A 22,566-nucleotide genomic window follows, 5' to 3' on the forward strand; every position below is an offset into this window, starting at 1 on the left:
CCCGCAAACCCGGCCGGGGGGGGGGCCCCCCCCTGCGGGGGGGGGCCCACCCCGGCGGCGTCTGTCCGGCGGTCGTTCTGCGCGTCAGGAACGCGGCCTGGGGCCCCGGACGGCCCCGGACACGCCGGAGGGCCCGCAGCGGTCGTGCTGCGGGCCCTCCGGCGTGTCTGTGCCGGTCCGCGGCCTGTGTGCCCGTGCCGGCGCCGGCTCAGATCCCGTCGCGGCGCAGCGAGGGCTTGAGCTCCTTGAACCGGCCGAGGAGGCCGTTGACGAACGAGGGCGACTCGTCCGTGGAGAACTCCTTCGCCAGCTGCACCATCTCGTCGAGCACGACGGCGTCCGGGGTCTCGTCGACCCAGACCAGCTCGTAGGCGCCGAGACGCAGGATGTTGCGGTCGACGACCGGCATGCGGTCCAGGGTCCAGCCGACCGAGTACTGGGCGATCAGCTCGTCGATGCGCCTCGCGTGCTGCGCGTACCCCTCGACCAGCTGCATCGTGTACTCGCTCACCGGCGGCTGCCGGGTGTCGGACCGGGAGTGCCGGATCCAGTCCGCGAGGACCGTCAGGACGTCGGCGCCGCGCTGGTCGCCCTCGAAGAGGATCTGGAAGGCGCGCTTGCGGGCCGTGTTGCGGGCAGCCACGGTTAGCTGTTCACCCGGCCGAGGTAGTCGCTCGTGCGGGTGTCGACCTTGATCTTCTCACCGGTGGTGATGAAGAGCGGAACCTGGATCTGGTGCCCGGTCTCCAGCGTGGCCGGCTTGGTGCCGCCGGTGGAGCGGTCGCCCTGGACGCCCGGCTCGGTCTCGGCGATGGTCAGCTCGACGGCGGCCGGAAGCTCGACGAAGAGCACCTCGCCCTCGTGCTGCGCGACGGTGGCCGTGAAACCCTCGATGAGGAAGTTGGCGGCGTCGCCGACGGCCTTGCGGTCGACGTGCAGCTGGTCGTAGGTCTCCATGTCCATGAAGACGAAGTAGTCGCCGTCCATGTAGGAGAACTGCATGTCCCGCTTGTCGACGGTGGCCGTTTCGACCTTCACACCGGCGTTGAAGGTCTTGTCGACGGTCTTGCCGGAGAGCACGTTCTTGAGCTTGGTGCGCACGAAAGCCGGGCCCTTGCCGGGCTTGACGTGCTGAAACTCGACGACGGACCAGAGCTGGCCACCGTCGAGCTTGAGCACCATGCCGTTCTTGAGGTCGTTCGTGGAAGCCACGTTGCGGAATCTCCTGGACTGACGTGAGACGACTCGGGGCCGGCACTCCGCACGGAGCTAGAGGGCCAGCAGTTCCTTGGTCGTGATGGTGAGTAGCTCGGGTCCGCCGTCCGCCTCGGGGCGTACGACGAGCGTGTCATCGATCCGGACACCGCCCCGGCCCGGGAGGTGGACCCCCGGTTCGACGGTGACCGGCACGCAAGCGTCCAGTTTACCCATGGCCCCGGGGGTCAGTTGAGGGTCCTCGTCGATTTCGAGTCCGACCCCGTGTCCGGTGAGTGCCGGAAGGGCCGCGGCGTACCCCGCGCTGTCCAGTACCTGGCGGGCCGCGCGGTCCACGTCACGGCAGGCGGCGCCGGGTACGAGGGCCTCCCGGCCGGCCCGCTGAGCGGTGAAGACGAGGTCGTACAGCTCGATCTGCCAGTCCGCGGGAGCGGTGCCGATGACGAACGTACGGCCGATCTCACAGCGGTACCCGCGGTAGGTGGCGCCGAGACAGACGGAGAGGAAGTCGCCCTCCTCCACCCGCCGGTCGGTGGGCCGGTGACCGGGCCGCCCGGCGTTCGGGCCGGTGGCGACGGAGGTGGCGAAGGCGGGACCGTCGGCGCCGTGGTCGACCAGGCGGCGTTCCAGTTCCAGTGCGAGATGGCGTTCGGTGCGGCCGACGAGGATGGACTCCAGCAGCTCCCCGAGGGCCTGGTCGGCGATCTCCGCGCCGATGCGCAGACAGGAGATCTCCTCCTCGTCCTTGACCACCCGGAGCTGTTCGACGGCGCTGCCCACGCCTGCCAGGCGCAGTCCGGGGGCGGCCGCGCCCAGGGCGCGGTGCCGGGCCACGGTGAGGTGGTGCTCCTCGACGGCGAGGGAGTCGGCGCCCCCGGTGGCGGCGAGCCCGGCGGCCGCGACGGCGGGATCACCACCGGCGCCGGGCACGACGTGCACCCGCAGCGCCTTGTCGGGCCGGGTCTGCGGGGAACGGTCGTCGGGCGGCCCGGCGCACAGCAGGAGATCCTCGGCGGGGCCCAGCAGCAGCGCGGCGCCTTCGGGTGCGGCACCCGCGAGATAACGCACATTGGCGGGCCGGGTGACCAGCGCCGCCGCGCTGCCTCCCGCGTTGCAGCATTCCCTCAGCCGCCTCCGGCGGAACGCGTACACCTCAGACATGCCACGAGCCTATGAGCGGTGGCCGGAAACCGCCGGTCGAGAGGTCCGAGCGGGCGGCGGTGTGCGGTGCCGCGCGGCCGCGTCGCGGGCACCTCCGGGGCGGTCCGTCAGCCCTGCGTGCGGTACCGGCGCTTGTGGCCCGCCGGGGCTCCGCCGGGGCCGTGTCCGGCGAAAGCGACCGGCCTGCCGGCCGGTCGCACGGCTACGGCTGCCCGGTGCGGAGCGGCGGTGCGGCACGACCGTCGTGCCGGGGGCGGTCGCCACCGGTGGCTCACCAGGACGGCGGGCTGGCGATGGACCTGGCGAGGACGTCGTCCAGGACGGCGGCCGTTTCCGGTATGCCGAGCTGGGAGTTGTCGATGATCGGGAGGCCCGAGCCGTACCAGCCGGCCATGCGGCCGTGGATGCGGGCGACCTCCTCGTCGCCGAGGCGGCGGTTGCCGGACCGCTCGGCGTTGCGTTCCAGGACGATGTCCAGACCGGGCAGCAGCACGACCGGCAGCAGGCCCGGCCCCACGTGCCGTTTCCAGCCACCGAGGCCGACGACCGGGCGGTCGGGGAAGACTGCGTCGTCGAGGACGCAGGAGATCCCGTTGGCGAGGAAGTTGCGCGCGGCGAAGCCGCAGGTGCGGCGCGCCAGGCGGTACTGCGCCTCCGAGTGGTCGTTCCACCCGGTCTGCGGGTCGGCGAAGCCGGACCGCACCCACTCGCGTACGTCGTCCAGGCTGATGTGTGCGGTCGGCACCCGGCGGTGGTCCGCCCAGTACTTGGCGACGCTGGTCTTCCCGGCGCCCGCGGGACCTATGAGCAGGACCGCGAGGGTCGTGCCGGCCGGGTCGGGGGCCGCGGGGGCCTGCGGGACGCTGGGCATGGCGACGGGGCCGCCCGGCGGCAGCGACACATGCCCGGTGGTGTCCGGCGGCGGATGCGGGGCGCCCGTGGGCCGCGGCGTCGGTCCGGGCGGGGGCGCGGGGCAGCCGGGGGCCGGCGGCGGCGCGGGCACCGGGGCGGCCCCCTGGGGCGGTCCCGGGTGGTGTGCGGCCGGCGACCAGCCGTCGGCCGGTCCGTGCCCCGGTCGGTGGGGCGGCGGCAGCGGAGAACCCCCTGCGTGCTGCATCCGGTGCCACTCCGTCTCGGTCTGCTGGGCTCGGTTCACTCGCCGCAGGCGACAAGCGCTGATGGCGGGGGTTGGACCCCCGCGTTCCTCGACAGCCTAGAGCGTCGGAGCGGCTGTTCGAACGAGTACCGCCCCTGCCGTTGTCCGGTGAACGGCCGGGGGCGGCCCTGAGTGCCCTGCCCGTCGGCCGATTCGCCGATTGCCCGGCGGGGCGGGATCCTCGGGTACTACTCCGCCACTTCCCCGTACGCGGCGAGCAGCACCGCCGGGTCCGGGCCCTCCAGCACGGTGGGCTTGGCGAGGCCGTCGAGGACGATGAAGCGCAGCAGGTCGCCGCGGGACTTCTTGTCGACCCTCATGTTCTCCAGCAGCCTGGGCCACTGGTCGTGGCGGTAACGCAGGGGCAGCCCCACCGATTCGAGGACGGCCCGGTGCCGGTCGGCGGTGGCGTCGTCCAGCCGGCCGGCGAGCCGGCCGAGCTCGGCGGCGAAGTGCATGCCCACCGACACCGCCGCGCCGTGGCGCCACTTGTAGCGCTCGTTCTTCTCGATGGCGTGGCCGAGCGTGTGGCCGTAGTTGAGGATCTCCCGCCGGCCCGCCTCCTTCAGATCGCAGGAGACGACGTCGGCCTTGACCCGGATCGAGCGCTCGATGAGCTCGGCGGTGTGCGGGCCCGCCGGGGTGCGTGCGGCCTGCGGGTCGGCCTCGATGAGATCGAGGATGACCGGGTCGGCGATGAAGCCGGCCTTGATGACCTCCGCCAGCCCGGAAACGTAGTCGTTGGTCTGGAGGGAGTCCAGGGCGGCGAGGTCGCACAGGACCCCGGCGGGCGGGTGGAAGGCGCCCACCAGGTTCTTGCCCTCGGCGGTGTTGATGCCGGTCTTGCCCCCGACGGCCGCGTCGACCATGGCCAGCACGGTGGTCGGCACCGCGATCCAGCGCACCCCGCGCAGCCAGGTGGCGGCCACGAACCCGGCCAGGTCGGTGCTGGCGCCGCCGCCCACGCCGATGATGACGTCGGTGCGGGTGAACCCGGACTGGCCGAGCGCCTTCCAGCAGTAGGCGGCGACCTCGGCGGTCTTGGCCTCCTCCGCGTTGGGCACCTGGATGGCGACGGCCTCGTAGCCCTGCTCGGCGAGATCGGCGCGGAGTGCCTCGCCGGTCTCGGCCAGCGCCTCCGGGTGGACGACCGCGACCCGCTTGGCGGCGGTCCCGATCAGCCCGCCGAGCTCGCCCAGGAGCTGCCGGCCCACCAGGACCTCGTACGGGTCGGTGCCCGCGGTGCCGCCGACCTGAATCCGCGTCACTGCCTCGCTGCTCATGCCTGCTTCAACTCCAGTGCGTCCAGGGTGGAGGCGGTGACCTCTTCGGGCGTACGGCCGTCCGTGGCCACGACGGCCGTGGCCGCCTCCTCGTACAGATGGCGCCGGGCCTCCATCAGCTCGCGCCACTGCTTGCGCGGGTTGACGGCGAGCAGCGGCCGGGCGGCGTTGAGGCCGGTGCGCTTGACCGCCTCCTCGACGTCCATCGACAGGTAGACGACCCGCTGCCCGCCGAGCAGCGCGCGCGTCTGTGCGTCGAGGACGGCACCGCCGCCCAGGGCGAGGACACCCTCGTGCTCGGCGAGGGCGGTGCGCACCGCCTGCTTCTCGATCGCGCGGAAGGCGGGCTCGCCCTCGTCCACGAAGATCTCGGCGATGCTGCGGCCCTCGGCGGCGACGATGTCGTCGTCGGTGTCCCGGTAGCCGACGCCCAGCCGCTCGGCAAGCAGCTGTCCGACGGTGGACTTGCCGACGCCCATCGGGCCGACCAGCACGATCAGCGGGGTCACCGGATGGCCAGGTTCTCGAGGTAGGACGTCACATTGCGGCGGGTCTCGGCCACACTGTCGCCGCCGAACTTCTCCGCGACCGCGTCCGCGAGGACCAGGGCGACCATGGCCTCGGCGACGATGCCGGCCGCCGGTACGGCGCACACGTCGGAGCGCTGGTGGTGGGCGGCGGTCTCCTCGCCGGTGACGACGTCCACGGTCCTCAGCGCTCGCGGCACGGTCGCGATCGGCTTCATCGCGGCCCGCACCCGCAGCAGTTCACCGGTGGTCAGGCCGCCCTCCGTGCCGCCGGAGCGGCCCGAGGAACGCCTGATGCCGTCGTCGGTGGCGACGATCTCGTCGTGCGCCTGGGAGCCGGGCACCCGCGCCAGACCGAAGCCGTCGCCGACCTCCACGCCCTTGATCGCCTGGATGCCCATCAGGGCGCCGGCCAGCCGGGAGTCGAGACGCCGGTCCCAGTGCACGTGCGAGCCGAGTCCCACCGGGACGCCGTACGCCAGCACCTCGACCACGCCGCCGAGGGTGTCGCCGTCCTTGTGGGCCTGGTCGATCTCCGCGACCATCGCCTTCGACGCGTCGGCGTCCAGGCAGCGCACCGGGTCCTCGTCCAGCCGCTCCACGTCGGCCGGGGTCGGGTACACGCCGTAGGGGGCCTGGGCTGCCGCGAGCTCCACGACGTGGGAGACGACCTCGATGCCGGCCGTCTCCTTCAGGTACGAGCGGGCCACGGCGCCCAGCGCCACCCGGGCCGCGGTCTCCCGCGCGGAGGCCCGTTCCAGCACCGGGCGGGCCTCGTCGAAGCCGTACTTCTGCATGCCGGCGAGGTCGGCGTGGCCGGGGCGGGGGCGGGTCAGCGGGGCGTTGCGGGCGAGGCCGGCCAGCACCTCGGGGTCGACCGGGTCGGCCGCCATGACCTGTTCCCACTTCGGCCACTCGGTGTTGCCCACCATGACCGCGACCGGGGAGCCGAGGGTGAGGCCGTGCCGGACGCCGCCGAGGAAGGTGACCTCGTCCCGCTCGAACTTCATCCGGGCACCGCGTCCGTAGCCCAGCCGCCGCCTCGCGAGATGGTCCGCCACCATGTCCGTGGTGATCGGCACGCCGGCGGGAAGACCCTCCAGCGTCGCGACGAGTGCGGGACCGTGGGACTCCCCCGCGGTCAGCCAGCGCAACCTGCTCAACGGTGCTCCTCCATGCTCGCGCCCGGTACTGCCCTGCGCACGCGTCGTCGCGTACGGCTACGGCGCGACGGGGTGCGCGGCCCCGGCCCGCCACGTCCGATCCTCCCACGTCCGGGCGGCGTGTCCGGTCGCCGGTCCATCAGGCGGACGGGCGGCCAGGGGGCTGGAGGACCGCCGGGGCGTCAGGCCCGGCCGTCGCCCGGGCGCTGCTGCCCGGGTGCGTAGGCCCCGAGGAAGTCGGCGCCGCTCCGCCCCGCCGCGACCTGCGCGGTGGCGTGCGGTGCGGACTGGGCGGACCGGGCGGACTGCGGCGCGTACTGGCCCAGGTGGTCGGCTCCGCTGCCCTGTCCGTACGGGGCCGCCACGTGGACCGGCCGGCCGGCGCGGGTGGCACGCCGGTGGGCGATCCGGCGCTTGGCCTTGACGGCCCAGGACGCGACGACGGCGAGAACGACCAGGGCGAGCACCGTGATCTGCACCCAGTCGGGCAGAAAGCCCAGTACGGACTCGAAGATCTGAGCCTTCCAGGATGCCAGTGGCGTGCCTGCGGACATGAACCCGTATCCCTCCCCCGGTTCCGCCCCCTGCGGAACCGGACGGGATCCTATCGGGCCGCGAGCGCCCGCTCTCCCGCTTTTCGCATGGCGTCCAACGGGGCCGGGGAGCGCCCCGTCATCTGCTCGACCTGGAGCACCGCCTGGTGCACCAGCAGGTCGAGCCCGCCGACCACCGCGCCGCCGTACGCCGACCAGCGGGCCGCCAGAACGGTCGGCCAGGGATCATAGAGGACGTCGAAGAGGGCCGCCGGGCGTTCGGGAACGGCTCGGGCGAGGGTGTCGGTGACGCCCGCCGGGGTCGTGGTGACCACCAGCGGTGCGTGCAGGGCCCGCTCGGCGTCGTCCCAGTCGGCGATGCGCACCGCCACGTCAAGCCGTTCGGCCCACTGCCGCATCTCGGCGCCACGCGCGGCGCTGCGCACGTGGACGACGACCTCGCCGGCGCAGATCCGGGAGAGCGCGGCGAGCGCGGACGACGCGGTGGCGCCGGCGCCGAGGATCGCGGCGTTGTCCACCTTCTCGATGCCGTGCTCGCGCAGGGCGGCGACCATGCCGGCGACGTCGGTGTTGTCGCCGGTCCGTCGGCCGTCCTCGGTGAAAACGACGGTGTTGACCGCGTCGACCGAGGCCGCGGTCTCGCTGATCCCGTCCAGCAGCGGAATCACGGCCCGCTTCAGCGGCATGGTCAGCGACAGCCCGGCCCAGTCGTCCCCGAGCGTCTCGAAGAAGCCCGGCAGGGCCTGCTCGTCGACGTCGAAGCGGTCGTACGTCCAGCCCTCCAGCCCCAGCTCCGCGTAGGCGGCACGGTGCAGCACCGGGGAGAGGGAGTGGGCGATCGGGGAGCCGAGGACGGCAGCCCGTCGCGCCCCGGCCCTAGCTGGCATTGAACTTGTCCTTCAGCTTCAGGAAATCGTCGTGTGTCCTGGCGAACTCTGTCTTGTTCACGCCGTCGGTGGCCACGAAGTAGATCCAGCCGTCCTTCGTGGGATTCAACGCCGCTTGGAGGGCGTCTTCGCCGGGGTTGCCGATGGGTCCGGGTGGCAGGCCCTTGTTGGTGTAGGTGTTGTACGGGTCCTTGTTGCTGTTGATCTCGGACTCGCTGATGTCGATGTTGCTCTCGCCCTTCAGGTAGTTGAAGGTCGAGTCGAACTGGAGGAGCTGGTTGGTCTCGGTGTTGGTGGGCTTGAGGCGGTTGTAGACGACCTCGGACATCTTGCGGAAGTCGTCGTGGGTCTTGCCCTCGGCCTGCACCAGGCTCGCGACCGTGACCAGTTCCCACGGCCCTCCCAGACCGAGGCTCTCGGCCTTCTCCTCGAACTGCAGTTCCTCGTACTTGTCGGCGGCCCGGCCCACCATCTCCTTCAGCACGTCCGCGGGCTTCGCGCCCTTGCCCACCGCGTAGCTGGACGGGTAGAGGAAGCCCTCCAGCGGATCCTTGACGTCCTCGCCGTTCACCGCCCAGTCGGGCAGGCCGAGCTTCTGCCAGTCCTTCTCGGCGACCTTCGCGGTGGTCCCGTCCTCGACCTCGAGGCGTGTGTCGATGAGCTCGTAGATCTTGGCGTTGCGCCAGCCCTCGGCGATGATCAGGTTGCTGCGGCTCTTCGGGCTGAGCATCAGCTCGACCGCGCTCGCGGCCGACATCTGCAGCTGGAGCGTGTAGACGCCGTCCTGGATCGTCTTGCCCTGCGGGTTGCTCGCCTGGGCCGCGACGAAGGCGTCGACGCTCTTGACCACGCCTTCCTTCTTGAGCACCTGGCCGATGGCGTACCCGCCCGCCCCCTTGGGGATCGTGACGGTCACCCGCTCGCCGTTGCCCTCACCCGCGAAGTCCGGGGTACTGCCGAAACGATCCTTGACGAACTGCCAGCCGACGTAGGTCACACCGGCCACACCGCCGCCGAGGACCACCACCACCACGAGGCAGGCGAACCCACTGCGCCGCTTCTTGTCCTTGGTGCCCTTGCCGCCCCTGGCACCTTTGCCCCGGCGGTCGCCGCGACCGCCCGGCTCGTCGGCCTCGTCCTCGTCGTCGCCCGAGAAGAAGGCGTGTTCACCCTGGTCCGGTCCCGGATCCCAGTCGGTCCGCGGCTCCGGTTCCTCGTCCTGCTCCGGCCGCCGTTCGGGCTCGGCGCTGCGCCGGGCGGGCGGCTCGGGCGGCGGGTACGCCTCGGAGGTCGCGTAGTAGTCGGACTGCTGAGCGCCGTACGCCCCGCCCTGCTGCCCGTACGGGTCCGTGGGGTCGGCCGCCGCGTACGGGTCCTGCGGGTGGGCGTGGCCGCCGGTCTGCCAGCCGCCCGTGTCGTACTGCTGCTGGTCCGGGTGCTGCTGGCCCGGGTGCTGCTGGTCCGGGTGCTGCGCATGCTGGGGGGCGTACTGCTGACCGTAGCGCTGCTCGCCGTACTGCTGCTGGTCGTACTGCTGGTGACCCTGCTGCTGGTCGTACTGCGCGTGCTGCTGCCCGTACCCGCCCTGCTGCTCGGCGGTGCCCCAGTCGCCGTACTGCTGCTGCGGCTGCTGCGGGTAGTGCTGCGCCTGGCCGTCGTAAGAGGGCTGCTGACCTTGCGGAGTCTGCTGCCCTGCCCATCCGCCGTCCCCGTACAACGGGTCGTCCGGATGCCACGGTTCGGAGCCTCGGCCCCGGCCATACTCAGTCATCGATCCCCTAGAGCCGCGAAGCGGCGGTCACGCGGCTGTGGGGGTTGCCGGCGTCCGTTCCGCCTCTCTTTCGCGACGGCTGTTCGAACACCACCGCATCGCGCGGAACGTTACCGTACCGCGATCAGCTCACCACTTCGACGCCCTCACCGGGTGCACTGCCTGACACCCGTTCGGATTCGAGGGCCTGCTGGAGGATGATCACAGCGGCGACCTGGTCGATGACGGAGCGTCCCTTCCTGGACTTCACGCCGGAGGCCCGCAGCCCCTGGCTCGCCGTCACCGTCGTCATGCGCTCGTCGACGAGGCGCACGGACACCGGGGCGATCCCGCGGGCCAGTTCCTGCGCGAAGCCGCGGACCTTGACCGCGGCGGGGCCCTCGCCCCCCTTGAGGGAGCGAGGGAGGCCGACGACGACCTCGATCGGCTCGTACTCCTCGACGAGCCGGCGAAGGCGCCGGTGAGCCGCCGGGACGTCCCGGCCGGGGACGGTCTCCACCGGGGTGGCGAGGATCCCGTCGGGGTCGCACGAGGCGACCCCGATCCGGGCGTCCCCGACGTCGATCGCGAGCCGGCGGCCGCGGCGCATCGCCCGGCCGCCCGACGGATCGTTCGGCGTGCCGCTCACTTGGCCGTGTCCGCCACGAGCCGCTCGACGGCGTCGACGGCGTCGCCGATGGCGGCTGCGTTCTGGCCGCCGCCCTGGGCGACGTCCGGCTTGCCGCCACCGCCGCCGCCGAGCGTCTTGGCGGCCGTGCGAACCAGGTCACCGGCCTTGAGACCGCGCTCGCGGGCGGCCTCGTTGGTGGCGATGACCGTGAGCGGCTTGCCATTGACCGTGGTGAACAGGGCGACGACGACGGCCCGGCCGCCCTGGATCCGGCCGCGCACGTCGAGGACCAGCTTGCGCAGGTCGTCGGCGGTGGTGCCGTCCGGGACCCGACCGGTCACCAGGGCGACGCCGTGGACGTCCTTGGCCGACTCGGCGAGGCCTCCGGCGGCCTGGAGCACCTTCTCGGCGCGGAACTTCTCGATCTCCTTCTCGGCGTCCTTGAGCTTGCCGAGCATGGCGGAGACCTTCTCCGGGAGCTCTTCCGGGCGGCCCTTGATCAGCTCCTGGAGCTGGGCGACGACCGTGTGCTCGCGGGCGAGGAAATTGTAGGCGTCCACGCCGACCAGGGCCTCGATGCGGCGCACACCGGAGCCGATGGAGGACTCGCCGAGCAGCTTGACCAGGCCGAGCTGGGCGGTGTTGTGCACGTGGGTGCCGCCGCACAGCTCCTTGGAGAAGTCGCCGATGGTCACCACGCGCACGCGCTCGCCGTACTTCTCGCCGAACTCGGCGATGGCACCCTGCTTCCTGGCCTCGTCGATGCCCATGACGTCGGCACGCACGTCCAGATCGCGGGCGAGCACCTCGTTGATCTTCTGCTCGACGTCGGTCATCACGGCCGTCGGAACGGCGGACGGCGAACCGAAGTCGAAGCGGAAGCGGCCGGGCTGGTTCTCGGAACCGGCCTGGGCGGCCGTCGGGCCGAGGGCGTCGCGCAGGGCCTGGTGGGTGAGGTGGGTGGCCGAGTGGGCGCGGGCGATGGCCGTGCGGCGGCGCTCGTCGATGGAGGCGTGGGCCTTGGCGCCGAGGGTGACCTCGCCGACCTGGACGACGCCCTTGTGCACGTAGACGCCCGGAACCGGCTTCTGGCAGTCACGGATCTCGATGACGGCACCGGAGTCGGCCCTGATCCGCCCGGTGTCGCCGATCTGGCCGCCGCCCTCGGCGTAGAACGGGGTGCGGTCGAGGACGATCTCCACCTCGTCGCCCTCGGCGGCGGCCGGTGAGGAGACGCCGTCGACCAGGATGCCCACGACGGTGGACTCGCCCTCGGTGGCGGTGTAGCCGGTGAAGTCGGTGGCACCGGCCCGGTCGGCGATCTCGCGGTAGGCCCCGAGGTCGGCGTGGCCGGTCTTCTTGGTCCGCGCGTCGGCCTTGGCCCGCTCCCGCTGCTCCTTCATGAGCCGGCGGAAGCCGTCCTCGTCCACGGACAGCCCCTGCTCGGCGGCCATCTCCAGGGTGAGGTCGATCGGGAAACCCCAGGTGTCGTGCAAGAGGAAGGCCCGGTCGCCGGAGAGGACCGTGCCACCGGACCGCTTGGTCTCGGTGACGGCGGTGTCGAGGATGTTGGTGCCGGCCTTCAGCGTCTTGAGGAAGGCGTTCTCCTCGGCGACGGCGACCTTCTCGATCCGCTCGCGGTCGGTGATCAGCTCGGGGTACTGCTGCCCCATCATGCCGATGACGACGTCGACCAGGTCCTTGACGACCGGGCCGGTGGCGCCGAGCAGGCGCATGTTGCGGATGGCGCGGCGCATGATGCGGCGCAGCACGTAGCCGCGGCCCTCGTTGCCCGGGGTGACGCCGTCGCCGATGAGCATGACCGAGGTGCGCATGTGGTCGGTGACCACGCGCAGCGAGACGTCCGAGTCCTGGGCGTCGCCGTAGCGGACGCCGGTCAGGGCGGTGGCCCTGTCGATGACGGCCATGGAGGTGTCGATCTCGTACAGGTTCTGCACACCCTGCAGAACCATGGCGAGCCGCTCCAGGCCGAGACCCGTGTCGATGTTCTGGCTCGGCAGGTCGCCAAGGATCGGGTAGTCCTTGCCCGGCCCCTCGCCCCGCTCGTACTGCATGAAGACGAGGTTCCAGATCTCCACGTACCGCTCGTCGTTGACGGCGGGGCCGCCCTCGGCGCCGAACTCGGGGCCGCGGTCGTAGTTGATCTCGGAGCAGGGGCCGCAGGGGCCGGGGACGCCCATGTCCCAGTAGTTGTCCTTCTTGCCCAGGCGCTGGATGCGCTCCTCGGGCACGCCGACGACGTCGCGCCAGATGCGCTCGGCCTCGTCGTCGTCCTTGTAGACGGTGATCCACAGGCGCTCGGGGTCGAGGCCGTAGCCGCCGTTGTCCTGGGAGCCGGTGAGCAGCTCCCAGGCGAGCTTGATGGCGCCTTCCTTGAAGTAGTCGCCGAAGGAGAAGTTGCCGCACATCTGGAAGAACGTGCCGTGCCGGGTGGTCTTGCCGACCTCTTCGATGTCCGGTGTGCGGACGCACTTCTGGACGCTGGTGGCGCGCGCGAAGGGCGGCTTGACCTCGCCCAGGAAGTAGGGCTTGAAGGGCACCATGCCGGCCGGGACGAGGAGCAGAGTCGGGTCGTCCGCGATGAGCGACGCCGAAGGGACGACGGTGTGCCCGCGCTCCTCGAAGAAGCTCAGCCAGCGGCGGCGGATCTCGGCCGACTCCATCAGTGGTCCTCATTCCGGTTGTACGGGTTCGTCAGGTACGCCGAGTTCTCGGCGTACCGCGTGTTGTTCTTCGGGCTGCTTCGGTTCTCGATGGCGGCGTACCGGCCGGACGCCGGGAGTCCCCGGTCGACGGGGGCGTCGAGGCCGAGGGCGTCGCCCAGTTCGGCCTCGCGCCGGGCCATGTTGTCGCGGACGTCGAAGGCGAAGTCCACCGCCCGGTCCTTGATGCGGCCGCCGACCTCGATCGCCTTGTTCGCCGCGGTCGCGGCGAGGCTCTCGGGCGTCAGCTGCCTCAGTTTCCGGTTGACCTTGGTGGTGGCCCACACACCTGCGGCAACGCCGGTGGTGAACCAGAACGTACGACGGAACATCGCTGGGTCAGTCCTTCTTTCCCCGGGTGCGCCTCGCCCGCCGCGTGCCCGGGACGGTACGGCCCACGATCACGGTGCGGCCCGGCGCCTTCGCGGGCTCGGTCCTGTCGGACGCCGGCCTGGCGGGCACGTCCTCCTTGCGGCCGCTGACGGCCCGGCGCACTCCGTAGCCGAAGGCGGCGACCTTGACCAGCGGGCCACCGAAGGTGGAGGCGACGGTGGTCGACAGGGCGGAGGCGTTGGAAGTGACCTCCTGGACGTCGGAGGCGATCGCGTCGACCCGCTCGATCTGGGTCTGCGCGGAGCGCACCGCGGTGGAGGCGTCGGCCAGCAGCGGGACGGCCTGGTCGGTCACGTCCGCCACGAGCCTGGTGGTCGCCCGGAGCGTCCGGGCCAGCCTCGCCAGCGCGACGGCGAGGAAGGAGACCAGGATCGCCCAGAACACGGCCACCAGGATTCCGGCCACCTCTCCACCGGACACTGTGCGCACCTGCTCCCTGAGAAACGTGCCTGAACATCGAGAAAATCGTGCACCGAGCCTATCGCGCCACCGGCGGGACTCCGTACCGGATTACCGCCCGGCACGGGCGGGGCCGGAGGAAGCGATTGTACGGAATGAACACGATTCAGTACGCTCCGTGCCCATGGGGGGTATCGGGTACGACGGCGCGACGGCGGACGGTGTGCCTCCGTCGTGCGTGGACGGCAACCTTCCGCTGGAACCGGACGCGTTCGTGGGCCGGGCGGCGGAACTGGACGAGCTGTCCCGGGCGCTCGGCGCCTCGCGGCTGGTGACGGTCACCGGGCCGGGCGGGGTCGGCAAGTCGCGGCTGGCCGCCCGGGCCGCCGCGCGGTGCGCGCCGCGGGACGGCGTCTGGCGGGTGGAGCTGGCGGCGCTCGGGGATGCCGAGTTCGTCGACCACGTGGTGGTGGAGGGACTGGGTCTGACGGACCACACCACCCGGCTGCCGCGCGAGACGTTGCTGGATCATCTGGCGGAGCGCCGGCTGCTGCTGGTGCTGGACGGGTTCGAGCACCTGGTGGACGCCTGTGCGGAGCTGGTGGCAGACCTGCTGCGCCGGGCGCCCGGGCTGCAGGTGCTCGCCGTGGGACGCCGGGCACTGTCCGTGGCCGGGGAGCGGCTGGTGCCGCTGACTCCGCTCGCCGAGGACGAGGCGGTCCGGCTGCTGGCGGTGCGCGCGGGGCAGCACGCGGCGAGCGCCGGGGACGAGGAGCAGATGCGGGAGCTGTGCCGGCGTCTCGACGGCATCCCGCTCGCGATCGAGCTGGCCGCCGGGCGGCTGGACGTGCTGTCGCCGGGTCAGGTGCTGGAGCGGCTCGGCGACCGGTTCCGGCTGCTGACCGGCGGCGGCCGGGACGCTCTCCCCCGGCACCGGACGCTGCGGACGGCGATCGGCTGGAGCCACGAGCTGTGCACGCCCGAGGAGCGGTTGCTGTGGGCGCGGCTTTCGGTGTTCACGGGGCACTTCGACCTGGAGGCCGTCGAGTACGTGTGCGGGGGGAACGGGCTGGCCGCCGGGGACGTCCTCGACGTCCTGTCGGCGCTGCTCGCGCAGTCGGTGGTGACCCGCGAGGAGACCCCGGCGGGGGCGCGCTACCGGATGCTGGACACGCTGCGCGCGTACGGCACCGAGTGGCTGGAGGGCGCCGGCGACGCGGAGCGGCTCGCGCGGCGGCACCGGGACTGGTACGTGGGGCTCGCCACCTGGTGCGAACTGGACTGGTTCTCGCCGCGGCAGCGCGAGATCGCCGCGCGCGTCGAGGTGGATCTGCCGAATCTGCGCCGCGCCCTGGAGGTGGGCCTGACGGACCCGGAGGAGGCACATCTGGGGCAGCACCTGGCGGGCTCGCTGTGGTTCTCGTGGGTGGGCTGCGGACGGCTGGCGGAGGGCCGGCACTGGCTGGAGCAGGCGGTGCGGATCGACTCCGGTCATGAGCAGCCCCGGCTCAAGGCCCTGTGGGTGCTCGCTCATGTGACGATCCTCCAGGGCGACACGGTGCCCGCGCTGGCCGCGCTCCAGGAGTGCCGCCGGAAGGCGGAGCGGGCGGCGAACCCCACGGCGCTGGCGTACGCGGAGCACCGCGCCGGCTGCCTGGCGCTGATCACGGACGACGTGTCCCGCGCGGAGACGCTGCTGCGCTCGGCGCTGGAGCGTTACGACGGGATCGGAGAGCTCAACAGCAATGTGCTGATGGCGCGGATCGAACTGGCGATGGCCCGTGCCTTCCAGGAGGATCTGCCGGACGCGGTGCGGATGTGCGAGGACGTCCGCCGGGTGTGCGAGGAGCACGGCGAACGGTGGGCCCGCACCTACGCGCTGTATGTCCTGGCGTACGCCTCCTGGGGGGAGGGCGATCTGGCCGGGGCCCGGAAGCTGCTCACCGAGTGTCTGGACGGCGCCCACGGCTTCAGCGATCTGCTGGGTTCGGTGCTGGCGCTGGAGCTGCTCGCCCTGGTCACGGTGGCGGAGGGCCGGGCGGCCGAGGCGGCGGTGCTCCAGGGGGCGGCGGACCGGATGTGGCCGTCGGTGGGGCTGCGGCTGTTCGGCTCGGCCCATTACAACACCCCGCACGAGCTGTGCGAGGCGCGGGCCCGGGAGCGTCTGGGCGACGAGCGCTACGAGGAGAGCGTCCGGCTGGGGGCGCGGCTCGGCCGGGACGAGGCGGTCCGCCGGGCGCTGCACGGGGCCGCGGCGGCCGCTCCGGCATCGGGCACGGTCGAGCGGCAGGCGGCGGCCGGGGCGCCCACGCAACAGCCCGCCGCCTCGCCCGCCCGTGAGGGCGGGGAGACGGCGGGCTGAGGTGCCGCGTGCCTGCTGGGGTCAGCGGGCGTAGTACTCGACGACGAGCTGCTCGTCGCAGATCACCGGGATCTCCTTGCGGTTCGGCTCACGGTCCAGGCGGAACGCCAGGGACTTGAGGTTCACCTGGAGGTAGCGCGGGATCTCGCCGTCGGGGGCGAAGCCCCCCTCGCGGGCGATCGTGAACAGCGTCTTGTCCTTGCTGCGCTCACGGACCTGCACGACGTCGTCCGGGCGGACACGGAAGGAGGGCTTGTCGACCTTCTTGCCGTTGACCTGGATGTGGCCGTGGGTGACCATCTGGCGGGCCTGGTAGATCGTGCGGGCGATGCCCGAACGCAGGACCAGGGCGTCGAGACGGCGCTCGAGCTCGATGACGAGCGCTTCACCGGTCTTGAGCGAGGTCTTGGCGGCACGCTCGTACGCGCGGACGAGCTGGCGCTCGCTGACGTCGTACTGGGCGCGCAGACGCTGCTTCTCCAGCAGACGGACCTTGTAGTCCGAGTTCTGCTTGCGGCCGCGGCCGTGCTCACCCGGCGGGTAGGGGCGGGCCTCGAAGTACTTGACGGCCTTCGGGGTCAGCGCGATACCCAGGGCACGCGACTTCTTGACCTTGGGGCGGGGCTGATTGGCCACTGTCTCTTTCACCTTCGTGTTGTCGGCTCACCAGGGTTAAGGGAGGTCGCATCCGCAGCCGGGGAAACCCCGCGGGTCCGTGACGGACCTGCCGGGCAGCCGCTCCCCTGATCTGGGCACATACGTGCAGCACGCGAGTGGCCCACCGGCCGCTCCCGGAAAACCGGGTGGTGGTGGGCTGCCCGCGACACCGTTCGACGGTGCGCGACGCTCCTGGATTCCCTGCCCCGGAGGGCGGGTCTCCGGCTGGATGTCCCGCTCTGGTGGTGCCGGTTTCCCTTGCGGGGACCGGACGCGGGACGCAGCTTCGGCAGATTCTACAGGGTGCTCACGGCTGCTTCCGACCGAGGTGCTTCCTGGTCCACTCCACCGCGTCGGCGTACCGCGCCTCGGCGCCGTGCCGGGTGGGTTCGTAGTACGCGCGGTCCTTGAGGGCGTCCGGGGCGTACTGCTGCTGGGCTATGCCCTCGGAGAGGTCGTGCGGGTACACGTACCCCTGGGCGTGGCCCAGCTTGGCCGCGCCCTTGTAGTGCCCGTCGCGCAGGTGGGCCGGCACGGGCCCGGCCAGTCCCTTGCGGACGTCGTCGAGGGCGGCGCCGATCGCGGTGGTGGCCGCGTTGGACTTGGGGGCGAGGGCGAGGGCGATGGTGGCGTGGCTGAGGGTGAGGGCCGCCTCGGGAAAGCCGATCATGGCGACGGCCTGGGCGGCGGCGACGGCGATCTGCAGGGCGTTCGGATCGGCCAGTCCGATGTCCTCGCTGGCGGAGATCATCAGGCGGCGGGCGATGAAGCGGGGGTCCTCGCCAGCCTCGATCATCCGGGCGAGGTAGTGCAGGGCGGCGTCCACGTCGGATCCGCGGATGGACTTGATCAGGGCGCTGGCGACGTCGTAGTGCTGGTCGCCGGAGCGGTCGTACTTCACGGCGGCCCGGTCGACCGTCTCCTCCAGGGTGGCCAGGGAGATCTCCGTCTCGCCCTTGTCCAGTGCGGCCCCCGCGGCGGCCTCCAGGGCGGTCAGGGCGCGGCGGGCGTCCCCGCCGGCGATGCGCACCAGGTGGGAGCCGGTGTCCTCGGGGAGGGTGAGGGCGTCCTTCAGGCCCCGCTCGTCGCCGAGCGCGCGGTGGAGCAGGTCCCGGACGTCGTCGTCGGTGAGGGGTTCGAGGGTGAGCAGGAGCGAGCGGGACAGCAGCGGGGAGATGACCGAGAAGTAGGGGTTCTCGGTGGTCGCGGCGATCAGCGTGACCCAGCGGTTCTCGACCGCGGGGAGCAGGGAGTCCTGCTGTGCCTTGCTGAAGCGGTGGATCTCGTCGAGGAAGAGGACGGTCTCCTTGCCGTATCCGCCCGAGGCGCGGCGGGCGCCGTCGATGACCGCGCGGACCTCCTTGACGCCCGCGGTGATCGCCGACAGTTCGACGAAGCGCCGGTCGGTGGCCCTGGAGACGACGTGGGCCAGGGTCGTCTTGCCGGTGCCGGGTGGTCCCCACAGGAACACCGAGGACGGACCCGCGGGGCCGGAGGCGCCCTCGCCGACCAGCCGGCGCAGGGGTGAGCCGGGCTTCAGCAGATGCTGCTGGCCCACCACCTCGTCGAGGGTGCGCGGGCGCATCCGGACGGCGAGAGGGCTGCCGGTCGGATCCTTCTCCTGGCGTTCTTCGGCTGCGGCGGTGAACAGATCGGGCTCCACACCGAAACCCTAAAGGACCGCACCGACAGCGCGGCTCGCGCGGTCGGTGCGGTCCTCGTGGCCCCGGGGGCCGGTGCGGTTCCTGCGGCCGGTGCGGTCAGCTGGTCCAGAACTCCCACCAGCGGGTCAGGATCAGCATGCCGATGATGCCGATGTGCAGCACGGGCATGACCCAGGTGAACTCGCCGAGGAAGCTCTTCAGCCAGCCGGGGGCGGGCAGGAAACCCTTGCGGATGTTGAACGACGTGACGTACCAGAACATGATGATCGTGGCGACCCAGGCCAGGCAGCACCACAGGCACAGGGCGTTGATCCGGTACAGGGACTGGACCATCAGCCAGGCGCAGAAGACGACGCCGAAGAGGGTGCCCGCGTTGAAGGTGAGCCAGTACCAGCGCGGAAAGCGCGCCCCGGCGAGCAGGCTCACGCCCACGCAGATGACGATGCCGTAGGTCACGAGGCCCAGCATCGGGTTGGGGAAGCCGAAGACGCTCGCCTGGTCGCTCTCCATGATGTTGCCGCAGGAGACCACCGGGTTGAGGCTGCAGCCGGGGACGAAGGTCTCGCCCTTGACCTTGGCCTCGAGCAGTTTGAACTTGTCCAGTGTGATGATCCACGCGGCCAGGACACCGGCGGCGCCGGTGATGACCAGCAGCAGGGCGAACGCACGGCCGGTGCCCTCGCGCGGCGGCCCGGCGGCGGGCCCCGGAGCGGGATCGGGCTCGGTGGAAACGTCCTTCACTGTCGTCTTGCTCATCACGCCGATTCCGTCACTGGAGAGTGTGGACCTGCTTCGGGCAGGGCCATTGTGCCGCACGTGGCTGTGGGTTCACCGTCCACTGGTCACAAGACCGTACGAACAGTCCCCGCAGGCGTACGGTTTCGGCCGCAGTATGTGCCCCGGCCGTACATACACTCCAGCCTAAGTCCCCGATCGAGGGAATCGACGCCCCCAGGCGTTGACGCGACGACGCGCATGACGACGAAGGCACCGGGGCCTGTGGGGCACGCCGGCGCCTTCGTGCGCGTGGGGGAAAGGGCAGGGGTCAGCCGAGCCGGGCCTCCAGCTCGGCCACGATCTCGTTGACGCCGACCGCGGTCTGCTCGCCGGACTCCATGTCCTTGAGCTGGACGACGCCCTCGGCGAGGTCGCGCTCGCCGAGCACCAGGGCGTAGCGCGCGCCCGAGCGGTTGGCCGCCTTCATCGCCGCCTTCAGGCCCTTGCCGCCGTAGGCGAAGTCGGCGGCGACACCGTTCTTGCGCAGTTCGGTGACCTTGGCGAACAGCACCCGGCGGGCCTCCTCGCCGAGCGGGACGGCGAACACGCTGGTGGTGGCCGGGAGTTCGAGCTCGACGCCCTCCGCCTCCAGGGCCAGCACGGTGCGGTCGACGCCGAGCGCCCAGCCGACGGACGGCAGCGCGGGGCCGCCGATCATCTCCGAGAGACCGTCGTAGCGGCCGCCGCCGCCCACCGCGGACTGGGAGCCCAGGCCGTCGTGGACGAACTCGAAGGTGGTGCGCGTGTAGTAGTCCAGCCCCCGCACCAGCCTGGGGTCGTCCTCGTAGGCGACGCCCGCGGCCGTGACCAGCTCGCGGACCTCCTCGTGGTACGCCTTGCAGGCGTCGCACAGGTAGTCGCGCAGCAGCGGGGCGCCGGTCAGCTGCTTCTGCACCGCCTCGCGCTTGTCGTCCAGGACGCGCAGCGGGTTGATCTCCGCGCGGCGCAGGGTGTCCTCGTCCAGGTCGAGACCGCGCAGGAAGTCCTGGAGCGCGGCACGGTAGACGGGACGGCACTCCTTGTCGCCCAGGGAGTTCAGCAGGATGCGGAATTCACTGAGCCCCAGGGAGCGGTACGCCTGGTCGGCCAGGATGATCAGCTCGGCGTCGAGCGCCGGGTCCTCGGCCCCGATCGCCTCCGCTCCGACCTGGGAGAAGTGACGGTAGCGGCCCTTCTGGGGGCGCTCGTAGCGGTAGTACGAGCCGGAGTACCAGAGCTTGACCGGGAGGTTGCCCGCCTTGTGCAGGTTGGCCTCGAGGGCCGCGCGGAGCACGGAGGCCGTGCCCTCGGGCCGCAGGGCGAGGCGGTCGCCGCCCTTGGTCTCGAAGGCGTACATCTCCTTGGTGACGATGTCGGTGGACTCACCGACGCCGCGTGCGAACAGCTCGACGTTCTCGAAGCCGGGCGTCTCGATGTAGCCGTAGCCGGAGCCGCGCAGCGGGGCGGCGATGGCCTCGCGGACGGCGAGGTACTTGGCGCTGTCCGGCGGGATCAGGTCGTAGGTGCCCTTGGGGGCCTTGAAGGTGCTCACGGAAGGTCTTGTCACATTCCTCGTCGGGGAGCGTCGGCGGCGCCGCGTCCTTGGCGGTCCGCCGTCACCTGCCGCAGATACGGGTTGGTGGCGCGCTCCTGGCCGATGGTCGTCTGGGGGCCGTGTCCGGACAGCACCACGGTCGAGTCGTCGAGCGGCAGGCACACGCGGGCCAGCGAGTCGAGCAGGTCGGCCATGTCACCGCCGGGCAGGTCGGTGCGTCCGATGGAGCCGGCGAACAGCAGGTCGCCCGAGAAGAACACCGGCGGGATGTCCGTCGCCTCGGGCAGGCCGAAGGTCACCGACCCCTTGGTATGGCCCGGCGCGTGCGCGACGGTCAGCTCCAGTCCGGCCAGGTCGAGCCTGGTTCCGTCGGCCAGCTCCTTGACGTCGGCCGGTTCCCCGACGCTCAGCTCGCCCATGAGCGGCATGCCGATGGTGCGGCCGATGCCCTTCTCGGGGTCGCTCATCATGTACCGGTCGTCGGGGTGGATCCAGGCCGGTACGTCGTGCGCGCCGCACACGGGGACGACCGACGCCACGTGATCGATGTGGCCGTGGGTGAGGACGACGGCGACGGGCTTCAGCCGGTGCTTGCGGACCGCCTCCTCGACTCCGGGGGCGGCCTGATGGCCGGGGTCGATGATCACGCACTCCTCACCGGCGGCGGGGGCGACGAGATAACAGTTCGTCCCCCAGGCCCCGGCGGGGAACCCGGCAATGAGCACGTTCGTCCTTCGTTGTGTCGGTACGGGAGGCTTGCCACGGGGCTCGCGCCCGTGGGCAGAGCCTACCGGCGCTGCCGTTTCCTCAGCCAACCCATATACGGTACGGGGCACACGCAGTCAGTCGGCCCGCCGCCCGCACGCGTATTCGGTCGGCACACGAGAGGCATGAGGAGTAACCCGGTGGTCAGCCAGGAGCAGCGGCGGCGTCAGCTCGCCCGGGAGAAGTTCTTGCGGCAGCAGCAGCGGCGCACCGAGGCGCGCCGCAAGTCGCGGATCCGCAACTCGGCGATCGCGTCCGCCCTCGGTGTGGTCCTGGTCGGCAGCCTCGGGCTGTACACGGCCGGGGCGTTCGACCAGGACGAGGACAAGTCCAACGCGAACGCGGAGGTCACACCCGGCGCCGAGACGCCGAGCAAGGCGCCCGACCCGTGCGAGAAGCCGGCGGAGGGCAAGGTCGCCTCGAAGACCTGGAAGAAGGAGCCGGCGATGTCCATCGACGAGTCGGCGAAGTACACGATGACGCTCGACACGACCTGCGGCACGATCGACATGGCGCTGAAGGCGTCGGCGGCCCCGCACACCGTCAACTCGTTCGAGTTCCTCGCCGGTGAGGGCTACTTCGACCACAGCACGTGCCACCGGCTCACCACCAACGGCATCTACGTGCTGCAGTGCGGTGACCCGACGGGCACCGGCACCGGCGGTCCCGGCTACACGATTCCGGACGAGAACCTGAAGGACAAGAGCCTCAAGGACAACACCTACCCGGCGGGCACCGTCGCCATGGCGAACACCGGGCAGAAGGACAGCGGCGGCAGCCAGTTCTTCCTGGTGTACGAGGACAGTCCGCTCCCGCCGAGCTACACGCCGTTCGGCACCGTCTCGGCGGACGGTCTGAAGGTCCTGAAGAAGATCGCCGAGGCCGGTGACAGCACCGGAGCGGGTGACGGAGCCCCCAACGCGACGGTCGTCATCGACAAGGCGACTGTCAGCAAATCCTGACCG

The 22,566-nt window shown here is 71.6% G+C and carries 21 protein-coding genes; 2 read left to right on the plus strand and 19 right to left on the minus strand.

Translation table 11 applies throughout. The annotated features are described in order from the left end of the window. Window positions 1-208 precede the first annotated feature (208 nt). From nusB to ACFWVE_RS28635, 14 genes are all read right to left on the minus strand, one after another. Window positions 209-643 carry a transcription antitermination factor NusB gene (gene nusB / locus ACFWVE_RS28570; protein ID WP_384019899.1) on the minus strand — a complete coding sequence of 145 codons (435 nt, stop codon included), beginning with the start codon at window positions 641-643 and terminating at the stop codon, window positions 209-211. A gap of 2 nt (window positions 644-645) precedes the next feature. Further along, window positions 646-1,212: an elongation factor P gene (gene efp / locus ACFWVE_RS28575; RefSeq protein ID WP_384019902.1), complete on the minus strand. Its 567-nt coding sequence runs from the start codon at window positions 1,210-1,212 to the stop codon at window positions 646-648. A gap of 57 nt (window positions 1,213-1,269) precedes the next feature. Then, window positions 1,270-2,376 (minus strand): aminopeptidase P family protein, encoded by a 1,107-nt coding sequence (locus ACFWVE_RS28580; protein ID WP_384019905.1) that lies wholly within the window; start codon window positions 2,374-2,376, stop codon window positions 1,270-1,272. A gap of 271 nt (window positions 2,377-2,647) precedes the next feature. Then, window positions 2,648-3,493: a Pro-rich N-terminal domain-containing protein gene (locus ACFWVE_RS28585; protein WP_384019908.1), complete on the minus strand. Its 846-nt coding sequence runs from the start codon at window positions 3,491-3,493 to the stop codon at window positions 2,648-2,650. 227 nt (window positions 3,494-3,720) lie between these two features. Then, window positions 3,721-4,815 carry a 3-dehydroquinate synthase gene (aroB, locus tag ACFWVE_RS28590; protein ID WP_384019911.1) on the minus strand — a complete coding sequence of 365 codons (1,095 nt, stop codon included), beginning with the start codon at window positions 4,813-4,815 and terminating at the stop codon, window positions 3,721-3,723. After that, complete coding sequence (locus ACFWVE_RS28595; protein ID WP_384019962.1) at window positions 4,812-5,294, minus strand: shikimate kinase; 483 nt, start codon at window positions 5,292-5,294, stop codon at window positions 4,812-4,814. Before ACFWVE_RS28595 ends, aroB begins: the two co-directional genes overlap by 4 nt. Window positions 5,295-5,320: 26 nt before the next feature. After that, entirely contained in the window at window positions 5,321-6,505 is a 1,185-nt protein-coding gene (gene aroC / locus ACFWVE_RS28600; RefSeq protein WP_384019914.1) for a chorismate synthase, read from the minus strand. A gap of 182 nt (window positions 6,506-6,687) precedes the next feature. Next, entirely contained in the window at window positions 6,688-7,059 is a 372-nt protein-coding gene (locus ACFWVE_RS28605; RefSeq protein ID WP_384019917.1) for a hypothetical protein, read from the minus strand. 50 nt (window positions 7,060-7,109) lie between these two features. Further along, complete coding sequence (locus ACFWVE_RS28610; protein ID WP_384019920.1) at window positions 7,110-7,946, minus strand: shikimate dehydrogenase; 837 nt, start codon at window positions 7,944-7,946, stop codon at window positions 7,110-7,112. After that, a complete protein-coding gene (mltG, locus tag ACFWVE_RS28615; protein ID WP_384019924.1) occupies window positions 7,936-9,717 on the minus strand; it encodes an endolytic transglycosylase MltG in 1,782 nt (593 codons plus the stop codon). The genes ACFWVE_RS28610 and mltG overlap by 11 nt, the downstream gene beginning before the upstream one ends. Before the next feature lie 124 nt (window positions 9,718-9,841). After that, window positions 9,842-10,306 carry a Holliday junction resolvase RuvX gene (gene ruvX / locus ACFWVE_RS28620; protein WP_384019965.1) on the minus strand — a complete coding sequence of 155 codons (465 nt, stop codon included), beginning with the start codon at window positions 10,304-10,306 and terminating at the stop codon, window positions 9,842-9,844. 35 nt (window positions 10,307-10,341) lie between these two features. Then, a complete protein-coding gene (alaS, locus tag ACFWVE_RS28625; RefSeq protein WP_384019927.1) occupies window positions 10,342-13,011 on the minus strand; it encodes an alanine--tRNA ligase in 2,670 nt (889 codons plus the stop codon). Then, entirely contained in the window at window positions 13,011-13,382 is a 372-nt protein-coding gene (locus ACFWVE_RS28630; protein WP_384019930.1) for a hypothetical protein, read from the minus strand. Before ACFWVE_RS28630 ends, alaS begins: the two co-directional genes overlap by 1 nt. 7 nt (window positions 13,383-13,389) lie before the next feature. After that, complete coding sequence (locus ACFWVE_RS28635) at window positions 13,390-13,863, minus strand: DUF948 domain-containing protein (RefSeq protein WP_384019968.1); 474 nt, start codon at window positions 13,861-13,863, stop codon at window positions 13,390-13,392. A 163-nt stretch (window positions 13,864-14,026) separates the two neighbouring features. Here ACFWVE_RS28635 and ACFWVE_RS28640 point away from each other — a divergent pair, with 163 nt between their 5' ends. Then, on the plus strand, window positions 14,027-16,204 hold the full coding sequence (locus tag ACFWVE_RS28640; protein WP_384019932.1) for an ATP-binding protein: 2,178 nt from the start codon (window positions 14,027-14,029) through the stop codon (window positions 16,202-16,204). Between the two features lie 21 nt (window positions 16,205-16,225). Here ACFWVE_RS28640 and rpsD read toward each other — a convergent pair whose 3' ends face one another. The 5 genes from rpsD to ACFWVE_RS28665 all read right to left on the minus strand — a co-directional run bounded on the left by rpsD (window position 16,226) and on the right by ACFWVE_RS28665 (window position 21,561). Then, window positions 16,226-16,840 (minus strand): 30S ribosomal protein S4, encoded by a 615-nt coding sequence (gene rpsD / locus ACFWVE_RS28645; protein ID WP_257850066.1) that lies wholly within the window; start codon window positions 16,838-16,840, stop codon window positions 16,226-16,228. A gap of 328 nt (window positions 16,841-17,168) precedes the next feature. Beyond that, on the minus strand, window positions 17,169-18,524 hold the full coding sequence (locus tag ACFWVE_RS28650; protein WP_384019937.1) for a replication-associated recombination protein A: 1,356 nt from the start codon (window positions 18,522-18,524) through the stop codon (window positions 17,169-17,171). Between the two features lie 97 nt (window positions 18,525-18,621). Then, window positions 18,622-19,281: a vitamin K epoxide reductase family protein gene (locus ACFWVE_RS28655; RefSeq protein WP_384019940.1), complete on the minus strand. Its 660-nt coding sequence runs from the start codon at window positions 19,279-19,281 to the stop codon at window positions 18,622-18,624. 289 nt (window positions 19,282-19,570) lie between these two features. After that, window positions 19,571-20,833 carry a histidine--tRNA ligase gene (gene hisS, locus ACFWVE_RS28660; RefSeq protein ID WP_384019943.1) on the minus strand — a complete coding sequence of 421 codons (1,263 nt, stop codon included), beginning with the start codon at window positions 20,831-20,833 and terminating at the stop codon, window positions 19,571-19,573. Between the two features lie 11 nt (window positions 20,834-20,844). After that, complete coding sequence (locus ACFWVE_RS28665; RefSeq protein ID WP_384019946.1) at window positions 20,845-21,561, minus strand: MBL fold metallo-hydrolase; 717 nt, start codon at window positions 21,559-21,561, stop codon at window positions 20,845-20,847. 180 nt (window positions 21,562-21,741) lie between these two features. Here ACFWVE_RS28665 and ACFWVE_RS28670 point away from each other — a divergent pair, with 180 nt between their 5' ends. Continuing rightward, window positions 21,742-22,563 (plus strand): peptidylprolyl isomerase, encoded by an 822-nt coding sequence (locus tag ACFWVE_RS28670; protein ID WP_384019971.1) that lies wholly within the window; start codon window positions 21,742-21,744, stop codon window positions 22,561-22,563. Window positions 22,564-22,566 lie beyond the last annotated feature (3 nt).

Source organism: Streptomyces sp. NPDC058632 (genome assembly GCF_042717095.1).
Taxonomy (GTDB): domain Bacteria; phylum Actinomycetota; class Actinomycetes; order Streptomycetales; family Streptomycetaceae; genus Streptomyces.

Excerpts from the sequence above, each read along its gene's own strand:
- ruvX (WP_384019965.1), bottom strand. The coding sequence starts at position 10,306 with ATGCGCCGCGGCCGCCGGCTCGCGATCGACGTCGGGGACGCCCGGATC.
- alaS (WP_384019927.1), bottom strand. The coding sequence starts at position 13,011 with ATGGAGTCGGCCGAGATCCGCCGCCGCTGGCTGAGCTTCTTCGAGGAG.
- ACFWVE_RS28580 (WP_384019905.1), bottom strand. The coding sequence starts at position 2,376 with ATGTCTGAGGTGTACGCGTTCCGCCGGAGGCGGCTGAGGGAATGCTGC.
- ACFWVE_RS28640 (WP_384019932.1), top strand. The coding sequence starts at position 14,027 with ATGGGGGGTATCGGGTACGACGGCGCGACGGCGGACGGTGTGCCTCCG.
- ACFWVE_RS28595 (WP_384019962.1), bottom strand. The coding sequence starts at position 5,294 with ATGGGCGTCGGCAAGTCCACCGTCGGACAGCTGCTTGCCGAGCGGCTG.
- ACFWVE_RS28630 (WP_384019930.1), bottom strand. The coding sequence starts at position 13,382 with ATGTTCCGTCGTACGTTCTGGTTCACCACCGGCGTTGCCGCAGGTGTG.
- aroB (WP_384019911.1), bottom strand. The coding sequence starts at position 4,815 with ATGAGCAGCGAGGCAGTGACGCGGATTCAGGTCGGCGGCACCGCGGGC.
- mltG (WP_384019924.1), bottom strand. The coding sequence starts at position 9,717 with ATGACTGAGTATGGCCGGGGCCGAGGCTCCGAACCGTGGCATCCGGAC.
- ACFWVE_RS28655 (WP_384019940.1), bottom strand. The coding sequence starts at position 19,281 with ATGAGCAAGACGACAGTGAAGGACGTTTCCACCGAGCCCGATCCCGCT.
- ACFWVE_RS28585 (WP_384019908.1), bottom strand. The coding sequence starts at position 3,493 with ATGCAGCACGCAGGGGGTTCTCCGCTGCCGCCGCCCCACCGACCGGGG.
- ACFWVE_RS28605 (WP_384019917.1), bottom strand. The coding sequence starts at position 7,059 with ATGTCCGCAGGCACGCCACTGGCATCCTGGAAGGCTCAGATCTTCGAG.
- ACFWVE_RS28610 (WP_384019920.1), bottom strand. The coding sequence starts at position 7,946 with ATGCCAGCTAGGGCCGGGGCGCGACGGGCTGCCGTCCTCGGCTCCCCG.